The sequence below is a fragment of the Alteromonas sp. DYW1 genome, from assembly GCF_059752595.1.
In genome coordinates, this window is the sequence record NZ_CM186038.1 from 1,355,141 (window position 1) to 1,377,733 (window position 22,593).

At 44.4% G+C, this 22,593-nt stretch carries 17 protein-coding genes and 1 tRNA gene; 9 read left to right on the forward strand and 9 right to left on the reverse strand.

Annotated features, from left to right (window positions below):
* The first annotated feature begins 43 nt into the window (after window positions 1-43).
* A complete protein-coding gene (dcd, locus tag AC121Z_RS06070) occupies window positions 44-634 on the forward strand; it encodes a dCTP deaminase (protein WP_100656885.1) in 591 nt (196 codons plus the stop codon).
* 28 nt (window positions 635-662) lie between these two features.
* Here dcd and trhA read toward each other — a convergent pair whose 3' ends face one another.
* Both trhA and AC121Z_RS06080 read right to left on the reverse strand, forming a co-directional pair.
* Window positions 663-1,289 carry a PAQR family membrane homeostasis protein TrhA gene (gene trhA / locus AC121Z_RS06075; protein ID WP_498127403.1) on the reverse strand — a complete coding sequence of 209 codons (627 nt, stop codon included), beginning with the start codon at window positions 1,287-1,289 and terminating at the stop codon, window positions 663-665.
* 120 nt (window positions 1,290-1,409) lie between these two features.
* On the reverse strand, window positions 1,410-2,999 hold the full coding sequence (locus tag AC121Z_RS06080; RefSeq protein ID WP_498127405.1) for a methyl-accepting chemotaxis protein: 1,590 nt from the start codon (window positions 2,997-2,999) through the stop codon (window positions 1,410-1,412).
* A 234-nt stretch (window positions 3,000-3,233) separates the two neighbouring features.
* Here AC121Z_RS06080 and AC121Z_RS06085 point away from each other — a divergent pair.
* Window positions 3,234-3,310 (forward strand) — tRNA-Pro (locus tag AC121Z_RS06085).
* A 240-nt stretch (window positions 3,311-3,550) separates the two neighbouring features.
* On the forward strand, window positions 3,551-5,452 hold the full coding sequence (locus AC121Z_RS06090; RefSeq protein ID WP_498127406.1) for a S9 family peptidase: 1,902 nt from the start codon (window positions 3,551-3,553) through the stop codon (window positions 5,450-5,452).
* Between the two features lie 197 nt (window positions 5,453-5,649).
* Here AC121Z_RS06090 and AC121Z_RS06095 read toward each other — a convergent pair whose 3' ends face one another.
* Window positions 5,650-6,537: a LysR family transcriptional regulator gene (locus AC121Z_RS06095; RefSeq protein WP_498127407.1), complete on the reverse strand. Its 888-nt coding sequence runs from the start codon at window positions 6,535-6,537 to the stop codon at window positions 5,650-5,652.
* Between the two features lie 149 nt (window positions 6,538-6,686).
* On the opposite strand from AC121Z_RS06095, the gene AC121Z_RS06100 reads away from it, so the two are divergent.
* The 4 genes from AC121Z_RS06100 (at window position 6,687) to AC121Z_RS06115 (ending at window position 9,986) form a co-directional block, all read left to right on the forward strand.
* Window positions 6,687-7,712, forward strand: coding sequence for a sodium-dependent bicarbonate transport family permease (locus AC121Z_RS06100; RefSeq protein ID WP_498127409.1), 1,026 nt, complete (start codon window positions 6,687-6,689; stop codon window positions 7,710-7,712).
* Between the two features lie 23 nt (window positions 7,713-7,735).
* On the forward strand, window positions 7,736-8,050 hold the full coding sequence (locus AC121Z_RS06105; protein ID WP_498127411.1) for a P-II family nitrogen regulator: 315 nt from the start codon (window positions 7,736-7,738) through the stop codon (window positions 8,048-8,050).
* A 117-nt stretch (window positions 8,051-8,167) separates the two neighbouring features.
* Window positions 8,168-8,329, forward strand: coding sequence for a hypothetical protein (locus tag AC121Z_RS06110; protein ID WP_498127412.1), 162 nt, complete (start codon window positions 8,168-8,170; stop codon window positions 8,327-8,329).
* 226 nt (window positions 8,330-8,555) lie between these two features.
* Window positions 8,556-9,986, forward strand: coding sequence for an MFS transporter (locus AC121Z_RS06115; RefSeq protein ID WP_498127413.1), 1,431 nt, complete (start codon window positions 8,556-8,558; stop codon window positions 9,984-9,986).
* Between the two features lie 20 nt (window positions 9,987-10,006).
* Here the strand turns inward: AC121Z_RS06115 and AC121Z_RS06120 are convergent, their stop codons facing one another.
* Both AC121Z_RS06120 and AC121Z_RS06125 read right to left on the reverse strand, forming a co-directional pair.
* On the reverse strand, window positions 10,007-11,410 hold the full coding sequence (locus tag AC121Z_RS06120) for a WS/DGAT/MGAT family O-acyltransferase (protein ID WP_498127414.1): 1,404 nt from the start codon (window positions 11,408-11,410) through the stop codon (window positions 10,007-10,009).
* A gap of 84 nt (window positions 11,411-11,494) precedes the next feature.
* A complete protein-coding gene (locus AC121Z_RS06125) occupies window positions 11,495-13,531 on the reverse strand; it encodes an SDR family oxidoreductase (RefSeq protein ID WP_498127415.1) in 2,037 nt (678 codons plus the stop codon).
* A 329-nt stretch (window positions 13,532-13,860) separates the two neighbouring features.
* Between AC121Z_RS06125 and AC121Z_RS06130 the strand changes: the two genes are divergently transcribed.
* Both AC121Z_RS06130 and AC121Z_RS06135 read left to right on the forward strand, forming a co-directional pair.
* Complete coding sequence (locus tag AC121Z_RS06130) at window positions 13,861-15,189, forward strand: metal-dependent hydrolase family protein (RefSeq protein ID WP_498127416.1); 1,329 nt, start codon at window positions 13,861-13,863, stop codon at window positions 15,187-15,189.
* 106 nt (window positions 15,190-15,295) lie between these two features.
* Window positions 15,296-16,132, forward strand: coding sequence for a hypothetical protein (locus AC121Z_RS06135; protein ID WP_498127418.1), 837 nt, complete (start codon window positions 15,296-15,298; stop codon window positions 16,130-16,132).
* A gap of 54 nt (window positions 16,133-16,186) precedes the next feature.
* Here the strand turns inward: AC121Z_RS06135 and AC121Z_RS06140 are convergent, their stop codons facing one another.
* The 4 genes from AC121Z_RS06140 to AC121Z_RS06155 all read right to left on the reverse strand — a co-directional run bounded on the left by AC121Z_RS06140 (window position 16,187) and on the right by AC121Z_RS06155 (window position 22,536).
* Window positions 16,187-18,550, reverse strand: a complete 2,364-nt coding sequence (locus AC121Z_RS06140) for a bifunctional diguanylate cyclase/phosphodiesterase (protein WP_498127420.1) — start codon at window positions 18,548-18,550, stop codon at window positions 16,187-16,189.
* 207 nt (window positions 18,551-18,757) lie between these two features.
* Window positions 18,758-19,378, reverse strand: coding sequence for a 5'-deoxynucleotidase (gene yfbR / locus AC121Z_RS06145; protein ID WP_498127421.1), 621 nt, complete (start codon window positions 19,376-19,378; stop codon window positions 18,758-18,760).
* 78 nt (window positions 19,379-19,456) lie between these two features.
* Window positions 19,457-20,686, reverse strand: a complete 1,230-nt coding sequence (locus AC121Z_RS06150; RefSeq protein WP_498127422.1) for a M24 family metallopeptidase — start codon at window positions 20,684-20,686, stop codon at window positions 19,457-19,459.
* Entirely contained in the window at window positions 20,683-22,536 is a 1,854-nt protein-coding gene (locus AC121Z_RS06155; protein ID WP_498127423.1) for a DUF885 domain-containing protein, read from the reverse strand. The genes AC121Z_RS06150 and AC121Z_RS06155 overlap by 4 nt, the downstream gene beginning before the upstream one ends.
* Window positions 22,537-22,593: the final 57 nt, after the last annotated feature.

The following is a 22,593-nucleotide window of genomic DNA, read 5'->3' on the forward strand; positions in this document are numbered from 1 at the left end:
CGAGGTCGCTGCTCAGGCGACGAATTAAATGGAGACGTATAACATGCGTTTGTGTGACCGCGATATATACAAGCATTTGCAGGAAGGCAAAATTGCCATTACCCCAACACCTGATTATGACCAGATCAGCGGTGTTACTGTGGATATTCGTTTGGGTAATAAATTCCGCGTGTTTGAAGATCATGCGGCGCCTTACATTGATCTCAGTGGCAAAAAAGAAGAAATGCAGGAAGCCTTGAATTCAGTGATGAGTGACGAAATACAAGTCGCTGAAGGTAAAGCCTTTTTCTTACATCCAGGCGAACTCGCGTTAGCGGTAACCTTAGAATCAGTCACCTTACCCGACGATATCGTTGGCTGGCTTGATGGGCGTTCGTCGCTGGCGCGATTGGGTTTAATGGTGCATGTTACTGCGCACCGGATTGACCCAGGTTGGTCGGGTAATATTGTATTAGAGTTTTTCAATAGCGGTAAATTACCTTTGGCCTTAAAGCCGGGTATGAAAATCGGCGCCTTGTCATTTGAAGTGTTATCCAATCCAGCAGAAAAACCCTACAATGCTCGATTAGACGCAAAATACAAAGGCCAGGACAGCGCAGTCGCTAGCCGGATCAGCGCGGATGATAAGAGTTAATTATCAGACTGAAAAGTAGCTCTTTGCATCAAACTACGTGGTAATAGATAGCAAAGAAATGGCAGGCTGCACCAGCAACTACGAACAAATGCCAAATAGCATGCGTGTAGTGGCGGCTTTTTAACATATAAAATGGGATCCCTGCGCTGTAACAGAGCCCGCCAGCAACCAAAAGGGTAAAACCACCGGCAGAAAGTGACTGATAGATAGGGTAGATCAACAAAATAGCAAACCACCCTAATGCTGCATAGGTCGTCACACTAATTTTTGGATATTTATGACCAACAGTCGTTTTAAAAACAATGCCTGCGACGGCAATACTCCAAACAGTAATTAGTGCCGCAGTACCTATCCATCCGCCAACCGCAAGCACCATAAACGGTGTATAAGTGCCAGCAATTAATAAATAAATTGCGGTATGATCAATTTTCCGTAGGACCTTGCGCCAGTGGAGGTCTTTAACGGAGTGATAAATCGTTGAAGATATAAACATTGCAGCAAGGCTTGTTGCGTACACAAGCGCAGTTGCATATTCAACGGGACTATCGCTTTTTGCGCTAAGAGCAATCAGTCCTATGATGGCAAGGCAAAACCCAAGCGCATGTGTACTGGCATTGAGTAGCTCCTCAACGGGCGAATAGTGGCCATGATCCATGGCGATTGATTTCTTTGGTAGCATAAGAAGAAAAATATTCGACAATGAATAACAAGTGTAGCTTTTCAGCGTACATCTGTACACCGAAAGCGCTAAACTTCATAAAATCTTCATGTATTGCTAGCTGTCATAACCAATTTTTTTCTTATTTGAGAAGCGTGCAATTACCGAATTGACGTCACTGATTGTGCGACGTAATTTACGTGTGGCTTCCAGTGAGCGCTTGGTTGAGTGCTCTGTTTCCACTGCTCCTTCGGCAATTTGAACTATTTGCTGATTAATATGTTCAGCCACTGTGCTTTGCTCTTCAACTGCGGATGACATTTCAATGGTCATATCACTGATCCCGACCACAGCTTGATTGATTTCGTTGAGGGTGGCGCGCGTCTCCTCGACAATAGCCGTGCCACGTTCTGCTGCATGCATACCATCATCCGACACTTTAACTGCCCGCTCAGAACGCTCTGACAACTCTTTAATGATGTTATGGATGCGATCGGTTGATTCGCGGGTCTTGGATGCCAGCGATCGTACCTCATCTGCGACCACAGCAAAGCCGCGGCCTTGTTCTCCAGCCCGAGCAGCCTCAATTGCCGCGTTTAATGCAAGCAGGTTGGTTTGGTCAGCAATACTACTAATAATACTCGCAGCCTCGCCAATATCAGAAGTAGATTGAGCTAACTCTTTTACTGTTTGTGAAATTATTGACACCGCATCCCGCAGTTCAAGAATAGCGCTCATGGATTCTTCAGCTTTATGATTTCCATCCTGCACGTTTTTCGCAGCTGCTTTGGCGCTATTCGCATTTAACTCAACACGTTCAGCGACTTCTTGAATTGCCTGGGACATTTCAGTAATTGCCGAGGCAATTTGTTGAGTGGCTTCGTTTTGCTTCAACACAATAGCACTGGTTGTTTCAGCCAGCTCGTGAGTACTATTGGCAACGCCATCGAGACCACCAACGGCATCTGACGTACGAGTCAAGGCTGTTCGAGTGCGTGCCAGCTCACAACCAAGCACTAATTTAGCTCTGGCGCGAGCACCGTAATCGTCAAAATAGGTTTGTGCGACTACCGGATTACTATACGAGTCTGGGCTCAAATTCATTAAATCTTCCCAGTCTTTTGTGGTGACTATACTTTGCCAAACTGCAGAGCAACAGAACCCAATCAAGCCAATCAACGCGGCTGACCAGCCGCTTAAAAGGCCTAAAACAATAACGATAGGTAACCCAATCCCCCAGGTTGGCAATGTTTTCTTCGCATAATGCCAAGCTAGTTCACCAAGGCTAGTGCTTGATTTACCGGCACGTAAACGTTCATATCGAGCCTCGGCTCGCTCGATTTCAGCCGGCAGGGCAGGTACACGAACCGATTCATAACCAACAACCTCACCGCTTTCAAAGACTGGGGTGACAAATGCTGAAACCCAGTAATGATCACCATTTTTACGTCGGTTTTTGACCAATCCCATCCAAATCTTGCCAGCTTGCAGGGTAGCCCACATTTCTCGGAAAACACCCTCTGGCATATCCGGGTGGCGGACTAAGTTATGATTTTGGTTAATCAGTTCCTCACGCTCAAAACCACTGACCTCAATAAACTGGTTATTGCAGTATTTAATATGGCCGCGTAAATCAGTCGAGGAAATAAGACGGTAATCGGAAGGTATTTTATATTCCCGTTGCGTGACTGGTTGATTGTTCCGCATGCTGAATAGACTCCTTGATTTACCTATTTAAAAACAACTTAAAACAACTTCACTGTAGGGTATCTGTTCTAAAAGTAGTTGATGATCCGGAATATTTACAATTTATCTATCGGCACCTGGGTTGAAAGTTGTACAAGAATTCAACAATTAGTCTGATATCGTGTGAATAGCGTTGGATTGCGGCTAATTACCCTTTGCTTTAAAACGGAAAATCAGTAGAATGCGCGCTTCGGTCGGTGTGTAGCGCAGCCTGGTAGCGCACTGTCATGGGGTGTCAGGGGTCGGAGGTTCAAATCCTCTCACACCGACCAATTCTATTCCTGATATCCTTAGAAAATCTATTTATTAACACCATCCCATAAGCAAAGAGGCGACGTTCGTCTTGCACTTTTAGTAATACCTTCCTTCGTGTTGTAGGTGACTATTGTTGTCAAGAGCCCACCTTATCGGTCTAGTGAATAAGTCTTCATTTGCTTGAGGTAGAAAGTCGTCTAGTAACTTTAAATTGATTTATGTAGGCTAGGATCGGTTTAATTTTTTGGAGAGTATAGGTGTTTAATCGTCTTCTTGTTATGGTTGGCTTGGCTTTATCACTAAGCATCAGTGTTTCAGCTCAACAGGTGATGACGCCTGAAAAGCTTTGGCAAGTTCAGCGAGTCAGCCCACTGGGCTTAAACAACGCAGGAACTCATGTCATTTACCGGGTTACCACGCCCAATGTTGCGAATAATGACTTTAGTAGCAAAGTTTATCAGGTGCCAATTAAGGGAGGGGCGCCACTACTGTTAGATGCATATCAAGGTATCCTGCAGAACGATAAAATTTCTCCCGATGGTAGCAAGCGGTTATTCCATCAATCTGTGGAAGTGGAAACCGTATTGGCCGTCGATAAGTATTCGGAGTTAAGTAAAGCCAATGCTTATGTTTTTGATGATTTGAACTATCGCCACTGGGATACATGGAATGATGGAAGCTTTAACCATGTATTTTACCAAGACTTAGCCAGCGAAGAGAAAGTCGACATTATGGCGGGAGAAGCTTTCGCTACACCCACGGCACCTTTTGGTGGCGCAGCAGATTACATTTGGGGCCCTAAGGGAGAAAATATTTACTATGTCAGTAAAAAGCTATCAGGGTCTGAATATGTAACGAGTACTAATACCGACATTTATCGCTATAACCTGGCGAGCAAGGAAACGCTCAATATTACCGAAAATAATCTCGGTTATGACAAATATCCCGCGTTTTCATCAACAGGCCAATTAGCATGGTTACGCATGGATGTTCCCGGATATGAAGCTGATAAAAACGACATCATTGTTAAGCTCAACGGCACTGAGATAAATCTTACTGCTCATTGGGATGGCACGGTTAATAGTTTCAAATGGAGTCATGATGCAAAGCGGATCTATTTTGTGGCACCGACGGGCGGAACGGTTCAATTATTTGAAGTGGCGGTTAGCACTCAATCAAAACCGCAAGTAAAACAACTAACTAGCGGAATGTTTGATGTGAATGGCATCGTGGCAGCTTTAGACGACCACATTGTCGTCACCCGCAGCAGTATGAATAGCGCTACAGAGATATATCGCTTTGATATAAAAAAACAAAACTTAGTTGCTTTGACAGCGGTGAATAAGGCGTTTTATGCAGAGCTTGATTTACCTACAGTAAAAGAGCGAATGGTTACAACACAAGACGGTAAAGAGATGTTTGTTTGGGTTATCTATCCACCTAATTTCGATGCGTCACAAAAATATCCAACTTTGTTGTACCTCCAGGGTGGTCCGCAAGGCGCGCTGTCGCAGTTTTATTCGTTTCGATGGAACTTCCAAGTAATGGCTTCACAAGGATACATTGTGGTTGCTCCCAATCGCCGCGGCATGCCCGGTCATGGGGTTAAATGGAATGAGGACATAAGTAAAGATTGGGGTGGGCAAGCAATGCAAGACTATCTCGATGCCATCGATGATATTGCCAAAGAGTCTTATGTAGACAAGGATCGTATAGGAGCTGTTGGAGCCAGTTTTGGTGGTTATTCTGCGTTCTATTTGGCCGGCAATGACAATGGTAGATTTAAGACATTTATCTCTCATTGTGGCGTTTTCGATACGCGTAGCATGTACGGTACAACGGAAGAATTATTTTTCGTAAATCATGATTTCGGTGGTGCGTATTGGGAAACTAATAATGCTGCCGCGAGAAAAGCTTATGCTGAGTTTAATCCTATTAATTATATTGATAAATGGGATAGTCCAATGTTGGTTATCCATAATGGTAAGGACTACCGTGTACCTCTAGGGCAGGGGATACAAGCTTTCCAAGCCGCTAGATTGCGCGGGTTAAAGAGTCGGTTCCTGTACTTCCCAGAAGAAAATCACTGGGTTCTTACACCACAGAACGGCATTGTGTGGCAGCGAGAATTCTTTAAATGGTTGGAAGAAACACTCTAGCGTGACGTCATCAGGCTGCAAAAAGTGCAGCCTGATGACGCCAAAAAGCTAGATCCTATCGAATAGTCAAAAGCTCATTGTTTCTTTGTAAGGGCTTGTGAAGTGAGCAGAGTCTTGTGGATGCAGGTTGTGAGTTGAATCGTGTTTAATCATTACCGAAGCTAGCCGGTCAAATGCTTCTGCAAGGGGGCATCGAATCAACTAATAGTCGTGGTTTTATTTAGTAACTCGGTAACTCTATCGGATTGGCGACGCCCCAACAGTGTGATTGCGAAAAAGTTTTCGTTTATATTCTCCAATACTTCAAAAACGGTTAAAACTCCCTGTCCTATCTCATCACGTACGACTAGCGGAGGCAGGACTGACAGCGCACCGCTGTCCCTTGCAAGCAGTCTTAGCATAGCCATATCGTCAGACGTTGCGACTACGTCAGCAGTATATTGTTGTTCAGCACATAACGCATCAAAGGCCGATCGGATTTCAGTGGTCTTTGCAGGTAGTACCCACTTTGCTTTTTCATACGCTGCAGGGAATTTTGCGTTTGGTTGCGCGTGTGGAGGTCCAACGATAGCAACGTGTTGTTGATCAATTTTGGTATGTTGCCATTGTTGGTGAGGCGCGGTTTCATGAATAACTCGATTAGTTAAGATAAAATCAAATTCATGGTTAGCTAAACCGACCAATAGCTCGGTCATCCCGCTTAATGATATATTTATTTCAAGATTTGACTCTTGCAATAGAGGAGCTATAAAGCGATCGACAAAGTTTCGCGACAGATGCGACAACACCCCAATATTGATAACACTGGTGTTAACCTCGATGCCTTTGTGTAGCAACCGCTCGAGCTGCTCTCCGCTACTGAATATATCATTTGCAAACCTTAGTACCTGCTGTCCAACATCAGTTACCCTAAGTACTCTGCCAGAACGTTCAAATAACTGGACCCCATAACGACCTTCTAACGCTTGTATTTGAGTGGATAGCGCAGATTGCGAAATGTGAAGTTCTTTAGCAACTTTGGTCAAACTTTGCCCATTCGCCACGCGCCAAAAATAATAGAGATGGTGGTAATTGAGTCTACTCATAACCCTATTGTTCTAAATAATGTATGTTTTACATAGGATATATGTATTTTATTTATATTTCTCTTGCAAGGCATAATTCGCGCCACTGACTAGGCAAGCACGCTTCGTTCTTGCCAAATTGATTGTTTACAGCAGAGACGTTTGAACCAATGGATTTACTACTGAATTTTTTGCAACTCATAATAAAAGGCCTGCAAACGCCGACCCTTGGATTTTTGTTAGGCGGTATGTTCATGGCTGCTGTAGGCAGTCGCTTAACTATTCCGGAGCAGGTTTATAAATTCATTGTTTTTGTTTTGTTGATGAAAATAGGCTTGCGTGGAGGTATTGAAATAAGAGATGCAAATTTTGCCGAAATAATACTGCCAGCACTAATGTGTGTCGGTATCGGTATCATTATCGTCTTTTTGGGGAGATTTACGCTCGCTAAGTTACCGGGTATAAAGCCAGTAGATGCAATTGCTACTGCCGGCTTATTTGGTGCAGTATCCGCATCGACGTTTGCTGCTGCAATGTTACATTTAGATGATGTTGGGATGCGCTACGAAGCTTGGGTTTCGGCACTTTATCCTTTCATGGACATACCGGCTTTAGTCGCTGCCATTGTGTTAGGCAGAATGGCTGGTGAGAAAAAATCAGAACAATCGAAAATTGATGCGCAAACAAGCCACAAAAAACAAGTCTCTGTAGGCGAAGTTATCAAAGATAGCCTACAAGGGGCGGCGTTGTCGGCATTGATCTTGGGTCTGCTGCTTGGATTACTCACCAAACCAGAGTCTGTCTACGACAGTTTTTATGAACCACTATTTCGTGGATTCTTGTCTATTCTAATGATTATCATGGGGATTGAAGCGTGGCAGCGACTATCTGAATTGCGTCGAGTAGCCCATTGGTATGCGGTTTATGCCGTTGTCGCACCTCTAGTCCACGGTGGAATCGCATTTTGCTTTGGTATTATTGCCCATGAATTAACCGGTTTCAGTCCTGGCGGTGTTGTCTTAATGGCTGTTCTTGCAGCGTCGAGCTCAGACATTTCAGGGCCTCCAACTCTGCGAGCTGGGTTGCCTAAAGCAAATCCATCTGCGTTTATTGGCTCGTCGACTAGCATTGGCACGCCTATTTGTATTGCGATCGGTATCCCACTATTTACACAAATGGCTGTTTGGGTATTCTAAAACACAGAATCATGGAAAACATAATGAAATATAAAGCTGTACAAATCTCAATTACGACAGAAAAAGTGTTTGAAGAGCATGTATTGGAAGTACTCGAGCAGGAAGGGGCAAAAGGATTCTCCATTTTTGAGGGGGGCGGAAACGGTTCATTTCATTTGCATCAGTCGCAACATTTGTCATTGGTTGATGAATTCAGGATTGTAAAGATCGAAACGATTATTCTTGATCCGAACGTGGCGGATAAAATATCTCAACGGTTGATGCATGAATGCTTTGATGAGCAGCCAGGCATTGTTGCTCTGAGTGAGGTTGAAATATTTAGAGTCACCAAATTCTAGGCGAAACTCGTTGAGAAGCAATAAACCCTGAGAAGCGGATTTAGCGCTAACTCGATTGCCGTAGTCGACGACAAGCTCTACACGTTTGGCAATTATGATGATCTCGACCAAACTTTTATGTTTGATATGAAAACGCAACAATGGCATGAAGTTGATATTGGTTATCTACCCAGTCGACATAATGCATCAGCACGGATTGCTTCGACGGTTTTTGTTATCGGAGGGAACACTAAGTCATCGGGTGGTGAAGTAGGGTTAATTCAGGTATTCAGTTTGTAAAAAAACGATGGGCAAGTAATTCAATAGCAGTCTTTAGCTGGGGCAATTTGCAGCGTAGCTTTGTTTTTTTATAGGACTTTAGCCATTACCGGTTATAAATGTTCGCGTGCTAAGTCCACCTCACCGCAATTCAAAGCCACATCATCTAATTTAATGATTTTAGATTAACAGTTGTGCAACAACTTCGTTTACATTGCGTTAATCCAATGGATTGCATGTGAAATAAATGTCTCATTATATTACCGCCGAAAAAGATCGCGTCCCCTTGGGGCAAAAGACCGCCTATGGTGCAGGTACTTTTGTTCTCAACTTTTTGCCGTCGGCACTAAGTGTGTTTTCATTTTTTCTGATCACGGGGTTTGGCGTTGATCCGCTCACTGCTGGCATACTTGGCGCGATCCCACGTTTTTTAGATGCGATTACCGATCCGATCATGGGGTTTATTACCGATAACACCAAATCGCGTTGGGGGCGTCGTCGGCCATACATTGTCATTGGTGCAATACTCAGCGGGACACTGTTTGCTGTGCTTTGGCAAATGAACCCAGACTGGAATGACGATTTTACCTTTTGGTATTTCTTGGGTTTTTCTCTGGCCTTCACGATTGGGAATACTATCTACGCTACGCCATTTGTTGGTTTGGGCTATGAAATCACTGCTGACTATAATGAGCGCACCCGTCTAATGGCGTTTTCGCAGTTTATGGGCCAGATTGCTTGGATGATTGTGCCGTGGTTTTGGGTGCTGATAGCCGATCCCTCCATCTTCCCAACGCAAGCTGAAGGCGTGCAAACATTGTCTCTGTTGGTTGCGGGAGGCTGCATTGTCTTAGGTATATTGCCAGGATTATTTTGTAAAGGTATCGATAGCGATAAAATCGAAGACCGCGCCGAGATCTCATTGAAGAACCTTTGGAGTAATATTAAAGAAATCTTCAAAAACATCCTGCAAACGTTCAAGAATAGTTCTTTTGTAAGAGTGTGCGGCGCTACTTTCCTGGTCTTTAATGGTTTCCAGCTAGTGGCATCGTTTAGCTATTTTATTATTGTTTTCCATATGTTTAATGGTGACTATGGCGCGGCTGGCACATGGCCAGCTTGGTTTGCTACTTTGAGCGCTGTAATGACGGCTTTTTTTGTTATTCCAATCGTTAGCTGGATGGCTAACACCTGGGGTAAACGCAAAGCCTTTATTATTTCTACGCTAATTTCTGTGGTCGGATATGGCCTCAAATGGTATGGCTTTAATCCCGAGAATCCATGGTTAATATTTATGCCTATTCCGTTAATGTCATTTGGTATTGGCGGTCTATTTACGCTTATGATGAGTATGACAGCTGACGTATGTGACTTGGATGAGTTAAATAACGGTATGCCGCGCAAAGAGGGAACATTTGGTGCTATCTATTGGTTAATGGTTAAGCTTGGGCAGGCCTTGGCACTGTTTCTTGCGGGGGTGGTGTTGAAACTTGTCGGCTTTGATGCTGGCGCTGCAGTACAAACAGTAGAAACCATGACCAAACTTCGGATTGCGGATATTGTCATACCTGCCGCAACAGCCTTACTGGCGATACTGGTGATGTGGAAGTACGACCTAACCGAAGAAAAGGCCCATCAAATTAAACTGACATTAGAGCAGCGGCGTGGTGAGATTTAGCGACAGACGCCACGCGCTGGTTACAGTGGTTTGCCAATTAATTCGTTGAGCGCTAGGCGACGTTTAATACTCTCGAAGGCCTCATCGACATATTCTGCCAATACATCCACATCCGGCAAAACATCACGGCAGGCCATAAAGCCGAAACTGATCGTATCGCAATAGCTGACCACCGTGATATTTAACGATTGCCCATCAATCAGTACTGATAACGGATACATGGCTGTGAGCTTGGCTCGCCCGAAATACAACGGTTGTTTGGGGCCAGGAACATTCGAAATTGTCACATTAGCGGGGGGCGGCACAAATCCCGTTATGTTGAGTTGATTGAGTGCCGCAGTAAAGCCCTGTGCGATAACGGCAAACCCAGTGGCTGCTTCAATCGCTACCTCTTGAACTTCTTCCTTAGCACTCTTAGTTGATTCACCTATTTTCGCCAAACGTTTGAGAGAATCCCCCTCATTGGTGGCTAAGTTGGCCATGACATACGTAATTTGATTGCCCGTTCTGTGCAATTGCCTTACGGATACGGGGACCGTGGCGATAAGCGGCTTGTCGGGCAATTGTTGCCTGTCCTTCATGTATTGTCTCAATGCGCCGGAGCACATGGCTAGGATCATATCATTAACGGTTGCACCTGCTTGTTTACCTACCGCTTTGATTTCGTTGAGGTCCATAGCGTTCACCGCAAAGCGCCGGGTACCTGTGATAGGGACATTAAACAGAGATTTAGGTGCAGTGAAGGGGACTGGTGCCTTGTCTGACTTGAGACCAACAATTTTTAAGCCTTGATTGGCAAATAGTTTGGACAGATCCTGCACTAAACTGCCTGCTTTGCTAACGCCTTTACCAAAATTGATTGCCGTTCCGGTGAGACTCGATTTTTCCGCTTGTATAGCCGGTTTCTTTGACTTTTTTAAACCGCTCCATGGCGCAATCACCTGGTCTTGCTCTGCTAGACTGAAGCAGTTCTCCATTAACTCAACGCCACCCATGCCATCAATACATGCATGGTGCATTTTCATATACATAGCAATACGATTTCCCTCAAGCCCCTCTATCAGGTAGAACTCCCAAAGCGGACGCTGTTTGTCCAACAGGCGACTGTGCATGCGGGATATGAGTTCGAGCAAATCCTCTTGGGTACCAGGCTTGGGCAAGGCGGAGTGTCTTACGTGATAATGGATGTCGAACTGTTCGTCCTCAATCCAACTTGGCATGGATGTCACATGCTCTGAGCTAAGCTTTTGATTAAAGGGCTCGCCGGGCGGCTGTTGTTCTAACTCAGTGATGAGATCTCTGGCATAGTTACCTTGATAGTTCTCCGGTATTTGTAAGATCGTTAGGCTTGCTACATTGACAGGTGTTGTCTGTTTTTCCAACGACAAAAACGCCAGATCCAGAGCATTAAGTTTGGTCGCCATGATTTACCTCAAAAGCATTTACCATCAATTGTCTGCTATGCATAAACCACTGGTCGCTAGAACCAGTGGCCAGTGCGGTTATTTCTACGTGTGGTAACCACGCAAGATATTGTTGATTGATTCCAGCGTCTCTTTGTCCAGATGCAACTGTTGCAAGGCATCCATAGCCTTAGTTGCTACGACATTCTTATCTTGCTCTGCAGTCGGATGTGCAGAGGCCTTCGCAGCCTCAGAGTCATCAGTGATCTGATATAAGGTCGAGAAGATAAGCTTATTCAGTTTCGGCGACAGAATGCCTAATTGGCGCACAATTGTGCCAGTCATGGTGTTGACTTCTGCTGGGCGGTAAACAATAGCATCATTAATTAAGCGCACGGCTTCTTTAGTACTCAACACATTAATATCTGAATAAGATTTTGTCGCTGCGATCATTTTGGTTCTGACCAGCGGCATGTGAATATTGGTAAACGCAATGTTATCTCCTGCGTATTCCAACGCTGCTGAATTCGCCCAAGAGTCCAGCGCTGTTTTAGACGCTGTATATGAGGAGAATCGAGGGCTACCTTTACCCATAGCGGCGATGGTCGAAATATTGACTACATGCCCTTGTTTGCGCTCTACCATTGATGGCAACAAACGCATGGTTATTTTGACGGCAGAGAAGTAGTTCAGCTGCATTACCCGCTCAAAATCGTGGAAGCGTTCATAGGTGAGGTTTAACGAACGCCGTATAGAACGTCCCGCATTGTTAACCAGCACGTCAACGAAGCCGTGCTCTTTGAGTACTTGATCAATCAATGCATCACACGCATTCATATCAGCCAGGTCACAGGCGTAGCCCACAGCTTCACCACCAGCATCGACAATTTCCGCCACGGCATGATCTAGCTTTGCTTGGGTTCTTGCAACCAATAGCACTTTAGCGCCTGCTTCTGCACACATCTTGGCCGCTTCAAAGCCAATGCCCTCTGAGCCACCAGTTATCATTACGGTTTTCCCTTTAACCACATCGCTGAGATATTGTGGTTTGAGGAATGCAGGGTTGAGATGTTGCTCCCAATAATTCCAAAGCCGCGCGGCATATGTCTTTAACGGTGGTACGCTAATACCGCTACCCGCAAGTGCTTTTAGTGTATTAGAACAATCATACTGGGTGTTTAAATGTTCAGTTAACAGTACTTCTTTGGGTATCCCCAAATTTTCCAATAGCTGCGTCTTTACGCGATTGACAATCACTTTGTTCTCTAGAAACATCCGAGCGCCAATTGGCAAGAAGTCGAGTAACCGATCGGCAGGAAGATCCATCTTCATTGTGGGCCCTTTAGCCGCACGCAAGAAGGTGTTAATAACTGAACCAAACGGCGATGACTTGGGGTTTGTTAGATGAAAGCACGTTCCATCTAGATCAGGCTTATGGCTTATGTGATCGAGTGCTTTGGCAATAAAGTCAACAGGGACAATGTTAAACTCATTGCCGCGATAAACCGGCAGCGGCACCCAGCGTGGCAATACTTCTGAAATGGTGTTGATCAATTCAAAAAAGTAGTAGGGCCCATCAATCTTGTTGATCCACCCCGTCTCCGAGTTGCCCACAACAACTGCTGGGCGATATATTCGCCAGGGGACTTCAGACTGATTTCTAACTAAGCCTTCAGAAATATGTTTAGTTTCAAAATAAGGGTTTTTATCTACATCAACGGCTTCATCAAACATCTCTTCGGAGAAAACGCCAGGATAGAAGCCAGCAGCGACAATTGAACTGATGTGGTGGAAGCAGGTTACGTTAAGTTGCTTTGCAAGGTGCAGCGCTTCGCGCGTACCTTCTACATTAGCGGTTTTTTGTTGCGCTTGATCAGCGGTTAGATCATAGATAGCACCCAAGTGGTAAAAGTGATCAATGCGTTCAAGTGCATCGGCATCTACACCACAATTGGGCTTACCCAAATCCCCCACAACAGGGATGAGTTTTTCCGCGTCAATGCCTTTTTCGTAGCGCAGGCGCTCAAGTTTTTCTACTGAACCAGCTCTAACCAGAGCATAAATTTTGCCTTCTCGTTGACTCAGGACATCCAAAAACTGCTGTCCGATAAACCCGGTCATACCGGTAACAAAATAATTCATATTGTCCTCGCTGATTTTAAGACTTCTTTTGGCTAAACAGGGGGTTATGTCTTGTCAGTTGTTATAGTTGTAAATTTCAGTGTAGTTAGATTATTCCTGAATGCCATTTTTTAAAGATTGATTGAGAACAAACTTTTAACATTCTCAGTATGTTGTCTCGAAAACCACCGCTGCTCTAAACTTTCTTCAATTAGTAGCGCAAAGGTAATGCAATGGCCCACTATCGTGTGGCGTAGATTATTTCGTACTATACTCAAACGACTTATCGTCTTTAACAATGTAACTGAGCGAGTACTTGGTTATTTACTAGCAACAAGGAACGGCTTCATATGCGCACAACCAATACTATTCTCGGTTTATTTTTCATATGCTCAGTCACGAAAGTGATGGCTGCTGATTGGGACATATTGCATGCAGGTAGGCTTCTGGCTGTGCCTGGCGAAAACGTGACAAGTTCGCAAAGTGTTATTCTTAAAGACGGCAAGGTATTTGCTGTTCAAAATGGGTTTGTTGATGCTAAGGCGTTACCCTTGGAGCAAGGAGATAAAGTAGAGCTGCACGACCTAAAGGATAAATTTGTTCTGCCTGGTTTCATTGATGGTCATGTCCATCTAACGCTTTATTTTCAACCCAATGAGCGAGTTAATTGGGTCAATATGTCTGACGCAGATATGGCAATCCGAGGTGCTAAATACGCAAAAGACACCTTAATGGCCGGTTTTACCTCGGTTCGTGACATGGGCGCTTTTACTAATGATGCGATTTATGCGATCAGAGATGGGATTAATCAGGGATTTATTGTGGGGCCACGCACTTTTGTGGCGGGGCATCCTATAGCGATTAACGGTGGACATGGCGATATCACACATAGCTTCAAAGAATCGATAGCTGACGCTATGCGAACCTCTGGCGTATGCGATGGCGTTGCACAGTGTCGAAAAGCGGTACGTGAACAGATTAGACGAAAAGCTGACCATGTAAAGTTGACGGCTACTGCTGGTGTGATGTCTGAGAGTAATGCTGGATTGGAGCAACAGTTTTTTGCAGACGAGTTAAAAGCCATTGTTGAAACAGCACACCTTTTGGGGCGCAGAGTAGCGGCTCATGCACATGGACCAGAGGGAATTAATGCCGTGTTGCGGGCCGGCGCTGATACGATAGAACATGGTACTTTTTTGAATGCAGAGAGTATTCAATTGTTCAAGGAAACTGGCGCTTACCTATCACCAACCATGTCTGCTTTTTTGCCTATCATGCCATTACTTGACAATCCGCAAAGCTTTCTCACTCCTGCACAACGAGAAAAAGCAGGACAAGCCGTAAAATATTTCAATCAGTATGTTAGAGAAGCGCATAGCGCAGGTGTTAAAATTGTACTTTCAACAGACGCCGGGGTTGGACCGCATGGAATGAATGGCGTGGAATTTAGATTATTAGTTGAGCACGGTGGAATGAGCCCAATGGAAGCCATTAAAGCGGGCACGATCAATGGCGCTGATAACTTAGGTAAAGCCGATGAATTGGGAAGCATTGAAGCAGGTAAATGGGGAGACATCGTTGCAGTTAACGGTGATCCTTTAACCGATATTCGTGTCCTAGAAAACGTGAGTTTTGTAATGAAGGGCGGGGAAGTGTTCAAAAATCTTGGTACTGAGTGAGTTGCTATGCGAGAGAAGCCGCGCTTTTGCTCTGAAATGGCGATTGGTCGGTATTTGTAGGTCACTGATGTGAGAGGACGACATGATTCATTTTAGGGCCATGTGGATGATTATAGTCCTTCTATTTTTTCATGTTTGGCCTAAAAGTGAGGCCGCAACACAAATCTACATTCGCGACGACGTCTATGAAAATTATATTAATTTTGTTGCTGATCGTAATGTCCTCGCGATAGATAATTTTCGTAGTGAGTTTATTCGGCGTGATGTCGTTGATATGGTTATCGCTCAGCAAGCGTTAGTTGCGGGTGGTTTTAATGAGCCTTTTCAATACCTGCCTGGTCGAGTTAACTTTCGTAATACGCGTTTGTTAGAGCAAGGGCGGCTGCTTCTCAGCTTCGATACCTATTGGTTATCTGACGCGGAGGCGATAATTGAGTTAGTCTATATCTCTGCGCCAGTCATTCGTAAAGGAGAATACTATGCAGGTATTTTCGCGAGTCCCGAACACCCTTCAATTTTCGCGATAAGGCATATCGATGACCTTAGACGTTTTACTGCAGTATCCACCCCCCGTTGGCAAACAGACTGGAAAACACTATCAGACCTGCCACTCAAAGAGCTGATCCGTGAAGATGAGTGGGTGAGTCAGGCGAACTTGGTCTCTAACATGATGATTGATTTCATAATGATGCCGTTTAATTCCAACGGTGATCCTTACTATGAGTTAGAATCGATTCGTTTGAAGCATGTACCTAATACTGCACTTTTACTAAATGACAGTCGCCATTTTGTGATCAGCAAGAAGCATCCAAAAGGTAAGGCTGCCTTTGCAGCTCTGTCAGAAGGATTGACGTTACTGCGACAACAAGGAAGGATAGTCAAAGCCTATTCAGAAGCTGGTTTCCTAATAGACACATCTCAATACAACGTGTTAAATCAATAAGTAAAAGCAAACATCCCTTGCCCCGATATCGTTTAAATTGCGCGTTAGTTCTCCTTATGTCCTGTCAGTTTTGCTGCTGAGCTTGAATAGAGTTTGAGGGATATCGCTGATGGGGGAGGGCCTATTAAAATAGTAACCTTGAGCTTTATCACAACCTAACTCTTGCAACATGAGCAGCTGATCCTGAGATTCTACACCTTCTGCGACCACACTTATGTTGAGAGATTTTGCAAGATTGATGATCGCTTCGAATATAGTTTTACTCGGGCTTCCATTCTTGTAATTACACAAAAAAGAGCGATCAATTTTCAATGTATCAAAATGAAACTGATGCAGGTAATTTAAACTGGAATAGCCGGTGCCGAAATCATCCAGCGCGACGCTTATACCTAAACGTTTGATTTTAATGATACTTTTCTGAGTTTCTTCAATGTTATTTGCTAATGAATGTTCAGTCAATTCAAGGCAAATGTGCTGAACTAGCTGCGGATTTTGTGTTTTGAGTTCGGTTAGTTTTTGTAACAATAACGATGAAACAAACCCTTTGGGTGATATGTTAATGTTAAAAACAAACCTTGATGGAAGGTGAGCCACATTCTTTTTTAAATAGCTTATTAGTTCTTCTAGGACATATAAATCCAATTGTTCCACCAAGCCACTGTGAGTTATGTGTTCGATAAATTTATTGGGTAATAACAACCCTAAATCTGGGTGTTGCCAACGGACAAGTACTTCTATTGCTACCACTTCAAGATTGCTCGTATTTACAATCGCCTGCCCGAACAAAACAAATTCTTTATTCTTTATCGAGTTATTAAAATGTTTCGGAAACGCATAGGAATGCATAAAGTGCTCGATAGACGCACTCTCATGAAAATAAACCTGATTCTTACCGAGCGATTTAGCGATATACATTGCTTCATCAGCGCAAGCCAGCAAGTGGTCCAGATCGCCTTGGTTGGTTCTGCTGTTAACAACTCCAATACTTGCTGATACAGAGGCTTTCATACCATCAATGGTGATTGTTTCATTGATGATAGTTAGCAGACGTTGAGACAACTGCTGAATGCTGATTTCATTGACGACTTCAATATCGTTTATGAGCAGGGCAAACTCATCACCGCCGAGGCGACAAATAGTGTCGGCCTCTCTTATGCTTTCTTGCATGCGCGCTGCAATTCTCGCCAATAACTTGTCGCCAAAGTGATGCCCAAACTTATCATTTACAAACTTGAATCCATCTAAGTCGATATATAAAACATAAAACTGGAGAATTGGGTTGCGTGTATATTTACTGATCGCTTTGCTCAATTGAGAATTAAAAAATGCGCGGTTTGCCAAGCCCGTGAGAGGGTCGTGTAGTGCTAGATATTCTAATTGTTTTTTTGCTTCCATTCGTTCAACAGCGTTATAAATATGCCGGCCAACATATTGCAGTAATTGTTGATCTTGATGTTCGAATGTATAGCTTTTGTCATAACATTGGACTAAAACCGCACCTTGCAGATCGCCCTCGCCAAACGGGACTCCGAGCCAAGATGTTGGGATTGTCCCTCTGACTCTTATGTTGTTATTCTGCAGGAATCTGTCGAACTCACTCTCGTTGAGCAGGAGTGGTTTGTTTAGTGTGAATAACACACTGGTAAGGGTAGGACTGTCGTTATCGATATCTACCTTTATGTTGTCTGGTATATCATCCATTTCATCGCATGCAAACGGAATAAGATAAAAAGGCTGTTGTTCATACCTCAAAGCGACAATAAAGTTCTTAGTGAAAAGCAGCTGGCCAAGAATTTGGTGCAGCTCTTTGAAAAACTCGGTTAAATTATTAACGTGGAATATTAGTTCAGCGATTTCGAACAATATATTTTGAATTTTACTGTTGTATTCCAGCTTTTCTATTGTTGCTTGCAAGGCGGTATGGTTTTTAGCCTGAACAAGCTTGTTGGCGGTGAGACCTGCCAATATGGTAAGCAGTTTTACGTGATAGTCAGTAAAAAAATGCGCTTCATGGTGTTCCGAATCAATAATACCGATAAGCTCACCACCGGCAACCATTGGTACTGCCAATTCAGAAAGCCGAATATCATCATCAACAATATATGAATCAATTTTTCGAGTATCTTCAATTAACTGAATTTGTTGAGATTTGGCTGCCGTTCCAACAACGCCTTCACCAAAAGCTAGAACCAAAGGGTTAACAATGTTGGTGCGGGAAAAGTCTGTTTTATTATCACCCGCTGCCACTTGACATAGGTTCCCGCTGTCGTCGGTTAAATATATGACAACATCTTCAAACCCAAGCTTACGGATCACGTGCTGCGCGAGATACCAAACAATCTCTGATTGTTCGTTCATTGAAATCAGCTTGTTTGCATAGTCTGCTATGATCTCTATTGAATCGTATTCAGTTGACAAGTTGCACCCTAGAACGGCTGATTAACTTAATAATAGTACCAATCTCACCTTAAACACCAAAGGCTGTAGAAGAATAGTTATTAATACCAGAAACATTGATCTATGTCTGAGAATGCTGCGCAACGGATTCACCAGCAGGACATGCTTATTCGAAACTACCCCTTAGTGAGCGGTATGATGTTGCATCTTTAGAATCGGTTACAAGAGTCACGTTGACTCATGATTGGCCTCTGCCATCAGTGCATCTATTGTTTTTGTCCATCCTTCATTGAAGTTTTCGATAAACCACTGTACACAAGGCATTGTTGTTGCGTGGCTGTCTATTTTCGCCGATAAATTCTTTAAAGCATCGACAAAATCGCTGTTCTTGGCCTTCTCAACTTCTTCTCGACATTTGTACCATGCAGCAAGATCGTCAGCAGCTTTGATGATGGCTTTGTCAGCGTCGGGGACGTCATTTTGGATAATAAAACCAGAAAATACGTCTTTCAGAGGCGCGGGTAATGAATTTGCACACATACGCTCGATCTCATCCTCAAATGCTTTGATTTCTTTAGTGATTTCAGGTGTGGCATACTTAACAGGAGAGGCCAAATCGCCACTCACACCTTCCGCACATTCGTGATAAAGACCCAATAAAGCGACCCTTTCGCAATTATGCTCTGCGTCAAAAAGTCGGTTATCGATTTCTGCCAATAGGTGAGCAATTACCGACACATTCAAACAATGCGAATGTAAATCGATGTCGGTTTGGACTAGGTTGTCATTCCGGTTCCACCTTTTGATAAAGCGTTGCCGATAGATCCACGCTAAAAAATTACTTTTCATCAAATGCTCCGTCTAGATTACTGGATAATTTATCATGGAGAGTATTAATTGGGTGATCGAATTTGTCTTATTGTTTAGTTAAGCAAGGCCAAAGGGATCATCGATACTGTAAGCTGGCTCGGTAAACCACCGCGGTCCATCTTGGGTAATGTAGAAATGGTCCTCTAATCGGATGCCAAATTGATCCGGCACCACAATCATCGGCTCATTACTAAAACACATGCCGTGCCCTAGAACTTGCGGATTATCTTTAACCAGATAGGGCCATTCATGAATATCCATGCCGAGTCCATGCCCGGTGCGATGAGGGCAACCCGGCACCTTATAGCCGGGTCCAAGGCCCACCGATTCGAGATAGCTTCGAGCTGCGTGATCAACATCGCCACAAGTCGCCCCCAATTGAGCCGCATTAAACGCTGCCAGTTGTGCTGATTTCTCATGCTGCCAAACCGTGCGCTGGTAAGCCGATGCCTCACCAAACACATAGGTCCGGGTAATATCGGAGTGGTACCCCTGCAAGCGGCAGCCAGTATCGATGAGTACTACATCACCGTATTTCAGTGTTTGCGGTTCTTTTACGCCATGCGGAAAAGATGAGGCAATGCCAAATAATACGATGCAGAACGAACTCCCGGATGCGCCGCATTTTTTATGTGCAGAATTGATGAACGCTGCTACTTCGGTCGTAGTGATCCCTTCATGCAGAATGCTGGCTGCGGCTTGATGCACTTTAAGTGTCATGTTCATTGCGGTTTGGATTATGGCTAATTCGGTGTCTGACTTGTGCATGCGGCAGTGCGCCGTGACAACCTTGGCATCGATAATGTGGTAACTGCTATGGACAGTTTTGAGGCCGTCATAGATAAAAAACGGAGCGTTTTCATCCATTCCTATCGTTGCTTCTGCGCTAATTCCCATCTCGCCAAGCAATTGGTGTAATTGCGCAAATGGATTTTCATGCTCGTGCCAAAGGGCGATCGGCGCTTCGATAAGCATTGCGTCATTTATTGAGCCAAGTTCAAAATTTGGAGCTATATAGTGAATATTTCCAGTTGCTGGCAAAACCATGCCGACGAGACGCTCGCTCGGATACCATTGTAAACCAGTAAAATAGGCGAGATTGGTCCCTGCATTGACATAAATAGCGTCGATACCGTGTGCGCGCATGAAGGTCTGCGCTTGGCTTATCCGCTCTTGGAATTCGGCAATTTGAATAGGCTTTAACGCAGTCGTCATGTCGTTTAGTTCAGCGAGTGCTTGCTCGGGTGATTTGCCTCCCACACCGACAGGCATTGAATGTTTCGTCATACGTTAGTCTCTCTTTTTGCGGCCGATTCAAGTTGCTGGGTTATCCAGTTATCTATTCGTTTTTCTAAGATTGACAGGGGTAAAGAGCCGCCGCCAAGCACTTGATCGTGGAAGGTTCTGATATCAAAGTTGTCTCCCAATTGTTGTTGGGCTTTATCGCGTAATGCTAAAATTTTTAAGCGGCCAATCATATAGGCGGTCGCTTGCCCTGGCCAAACAAAATAACGCTGTACTTCTGTGCGCATGGAGATTGCTGAGCGCGGTGAGTTCTGTTGAAAGAATTCAAATGCTTGTTGTTCAGTCCAACCTTTCGCATTGATCCCTGTGTCAGCAACCAAACGTATCGCCCGCCAGATCTCAAGGACTAGTCGACCAAAATCTGAATACGGGTCTTGAAACGCGCCCATTTCCTTAGCCAGCAATTCGCTATACACCGCCCATCCCTCAACAAATCCGGTAAAGGAGGCTTGCGTGCGAAATGCCGGTACGTTTGCTAACTCTTGAGCGATCGAAATTTGCATATGATGACCGGGGTTACCTTCGTGGTAAGCAATGGCTTCCATTTCGATGATCGGCATGGCCGTCATGTCAGACAGGTGCGCATAATAGGTCCCAGGGCGCGAACCATCCGGCGTGCCAGCATAATAGTGTTGTGCCATGCCAGGTTGTTCACGAAAAGGCTCAACGCGTCTGACCACAAGGTCGGCTTTGGGTAATATGCCAAAATAATCGGGCAGAGATTGGTTTAGCTTGGTCAGATAATCTCGAGAGTCTTGCAAATAGGCCGCCCGGCCTGCGTCTGTATCAGGATAAAAGAAACGACGGTCTGCTTTGTTATCCCGCACCCGTTTAAAAAAGTCCTGTAAGGTCCCCTTGAAGCCAACTTCATCCATGATGTTTTGCATATCCCGTCGGATCCGGGCTACTTGTTCAAGTCCCAGCGCATGAATTTCATCAGCCGTCATGGACGTTGTGTTTTGGATTTTTAATGTGGCAGCGTAGTAGTTGTGTCCATCAGGTAAAGCGCTCACACCTTTGGCAATATCTGCAACATTCACAATATCCGACTGCATCCAGTCAATTACATTTTGATACGCGGGTTTAAAACTCGCCTTCAACTCATGGCTAACATTTTGCAGGAGTTTGCTCGCTTGCTCTGTTGTTATCTTGCCTGCATCCAGTAGATGCTGAATTTCTTGTTTAGCATCAGCGAATAACGGTGCATCGGTATCGCTAGTGTCAAACGGCTGCCCAGTGATCAGGTTTTTACAGTGCTGTATTACCTCCACATAGGAGAACTTGGGAGGGCGCACATTCTTTTCAGCATTCTGCTGGGCCCGAACCAGAAGCTGGTTAATCGCTCTCGATAGTTCGCCAATACGACTAACATAGGCCTGCATATCATCAATCGATGCTACTTTATGGCTATTGATTAAAAAGTTGGGGAGTCTAACGTGGATCCCTTCCATTTGATGAAAAAAATACCGATTATAACGATATTGATAGGCAAGCTGTGCATGCTCGGCCTGCTGCATAAATACGTCAAATGAGGTTTGCTCTTCCAGTGATAAACTCAGATAGTCAAACTGTTTTTGTAGGTCTGCGGCAGACGACGTAAACCAATTAACGCGTTTGAGTTCTGCGCTCTCACTCATATCATCGATTTCGGCGTAGCCATCCTTGCTTCCAAGGCGCGTGCGCATAATGGGAGAAAACTGCAAGTACTCGTGGTATTTTTGCGCAAACCATGCGCTTAATCTTGCACTTTGTGAGTCACTCATCGATGAGTCGGCGATAGCCGGCAGGGCAGTCAAAAAGGTGAAAGTTAACGCTATGACAGGTTTGAACATAATGACAGAACTTGAAGGCTAGATGCTGAATTCTTGTCATACATACCTATTGGTTGT

Bases quoted from the DNA above. Each gene is read 5' to 3' on its own strand.
- dcd (WP_100656885.1), top strand. From the start codon at position 44: ATGCGTTTGTGTGACCGCGATATATACAAGCATTTGCAGGAAGGCAAA.
- trhA (WP_498127403.1), bottom strand. From the start codon at position 1,289: ATGGATCATGGCCACTATTCGCCCGTTGAGGAGCTACTCAATGCCAGT.
- AC121Z_RS06080 (WP_498127405.1), bottom strand. From the start codon at position 2,999: ATGCGGAACAATCAACCAGTCACGCAACGGGAATATAAAATACCTTCC.
- AC121Z_RS06095 (WP_498127407.1), bottom strand. From the start codon at position 6,537: ATGAGTAGACTCAATTACCACCATCTCTATTATTTTTGGCGCGTGGCG.
- AC121Z_RS06100 (WP_498127409.1), top strand. From the start codon at position 6,687: ATGGATTTACTACTGAATTTTTTGCAACTCATAATAAAAGGCCTGCAA.
- AC121Z_RS06105 (WP_498127411.1), top strand. From the start codon at position 7,736: ATGAAATATAAAGCTGTACAAATCTCAATTACGACAGAAAAAGTGTTT.
- AC121Z_RS06110 (WP_498127412.1), top strand. From the start codon at position 8,168: ATGTTTGATATGAAAACGCAACAATGGCATGAAGTTGATATTGGTTAT.
- AC121Z_RS06115 (WP_498127413.1), top strand. From the start codon at position 8,556: ATGTCTCATTATATTACCGCCGAAAAAGATCGCGTCCCCTTGGGGCAA.
- AC121Z_RS06120 (WP_498127414.1), bottom strand. From the start codon at position 11,410: ATGGCGACCAAACTTAATGCTCTGGATCTGGCGTTTTTGTCGTTGGAA.
- AC121Z_RS06125 (WP_498127415.1), bottom strand. From the start codon at position 13,531: ATGAATTATTTTGTTACCGGTATGACCGGGTTTATCGGACAGCAGTTT.
- AC121Z_RS06130 (WP_498127416.1), top strand. From the start codon at position 13,861: ATGCGCACAACCAATACTATTCTCGGTTTATTTTTCATATGCTCAGTC.
- AC121Z_RS06135 (WP_498127418.1), top strand. From the start codon at position 15,296: ATGATTATAGTCCTTCTATTTTTTCATGTTTGGCCTAAAAGTGAGGCC.
- yfbR (WP_498127421.1), bottom strand. From the start codon at position 19,378: ATGAAAAGTAATTTTTTAGCGTGGATCTATCGGCAACGCTTTATCAAA.
- AC121Z_RS06150 (WP_498127422.1), bottom strand. From the start codon at position 20,686: ATGACGAAACATTCAATGCCTGTCGGTGTGGGAGGCAAATCACCCGAG.
- AC121Z_RS06155 (WP_498127423.1), bottom strand. From the start codon at position 22,536: ATGTTCAAACCTGTCATAGCGTTAACTTTCACCTTTTTGACTGCCCTG.